Source organism: Kribbella sp. NPDC058245 (genome assembly GCF_042882005.1).
Lineage (GTDB): Bacteria > Actinomycetota > Actinomycetes > Propionibacteriales > Kribbellaceae > Kribbella.
Window position 1 is genome coordinate 1 of the sequence record NZ_JBHVWY010000040.1, and the last position, 1,352, is coordinate 1,352.

The window sequence follows — 1,352 nt, forward strand, 5'->3', positions numbered from 1 at the left end:
GGGCCTTGCCCCCGGTTCGTGGACACGGGTGGTGGATTACGCCGCTGATGGGAGCGTAGTGGCGGTGCTGGTTTCGTAGGTGGTTGGGGACTGGTAGTGGCACCAGGAGTGTCGGCGGTGGGTGTTGTAGCGGACCAGCCATCGGAAGGTCTGGCGGCGGCAGGTGGTTTCGTCGGGCCAGGTCTTGTCGTCTTGGAGAATTTCTCTTTTGAGGGTGGCGTTGAATGATTCGGCGAGGCTGTTGTCGGCGCTCGTGCCGACCGCGCCCATGGACTGGGTCACGCCGAGTTCGGTGCACAGGCGGGCGTAGTCCTTGGAGGTGTAGACCGATCCGTGGTCGGAGTGGAAGATCGCGCCGGTCAGGGTGCCGCGGGTGGCTTGGGCTGCTTTCAGGGCGTCGGTGACGAGTTCGGTGCGCATGTGGTTCGCGATGGCCCAGCCGGCCAGGCGGCGTGAGTAGCAGTCGATCACGGTGGCCAGGTAGAGGTTGTTGCCGTCGGCCAGTGGCAGGTAGGTGATGTCTCCGACGTAGCGCTGGTTCGGGGCCGGGGCGGTGAAGTCGCGGTTGAGCAGGTCGGGCACTTTCTGGTCGGTGGGTTCGGGGATCGTGGTGCGGACTTTGCGCCGTCGCCGGTAGCCGGCGATGCCGTTGACGCGCATGACCCGCGCTACCCGTTTGTGGTTCACTCGCTGATCGGCAGGGGCACCGTCGTTGAGTTCGGCGGTGATCCGCGGTGCACCGCACGTGTTGTCGCCGGTGTGGACCTTCCGGATCCGGTCGGCCAGCGCCGCGTCGGCGGCGGCCCGGGCCTGTCGGGCCGGGGCGGCTTTGACCCAGGCGTAGTACGACGATCGCTCGATCTCGACGAGCTCGCACAGCCGCTTCACCGGGTAGGTGGTGGATTGGTCGGCGACGAACTGGAAGCGACTCACCAGTTCGTCTCCCCGGCGAAATACTTGGCCGCCTGGCGAAGGATCTCCCGCTCGGTGGTGAGCTTGGTCTTGTCCGCGCGTAACGCGGCGTTCTCGGCCTCGAGACGGGCGATCTTCTGTTCAGGGGTCTCAGGGGGTGAGCCGCTGTCCGGGCTGCTCACGTGACGAGTAGCTGTCGTGCCGTCCGCGGCGGTCTTCTTGCCCGTCCCGTACAGGTCGACCCAGCGCCTCAGGGTGGCCCGTTCGATCCCCAGATCAGCCGCGATGCTCTTCAGCGACGCGCCCGGGGTGGACTCGTACAAGTCGACAGCCTGCCGACAGAACTCCTCGGAGTAATTCTTGCGGGCCATAGTTCGCAATCATCTCGCTTCTCCAGCCCATGCTGGAATCAGCGTGTCCAAGAAACAGGGTCAGGGCCC

1 protein-coding gene is annotated in these 1,352 nt (G+C 65.8%); it reads right to left on the reverse strand.

Annotated features, from left to right (window positions below; translation table 11 throughout):
- Positions 1 to 36 precede the first annotated feature (36 nt).
- Positions 37 to 1,283 (reverse strand): IS3 family transposase gene (locus ACFVWG_RS41475; RefSeq protein WP_391549041.1). Its coding sequence is split into 2 segments (ribosomal slippage): positions 37 to 950 and positions 950 to 1,283, totalling 1,248 coding nucleotides; the frame shifts between segments, so codons are not numbered across the junction.
- Positions 1,284 to 1,352 lie beyond the last annotated feature (69 nt).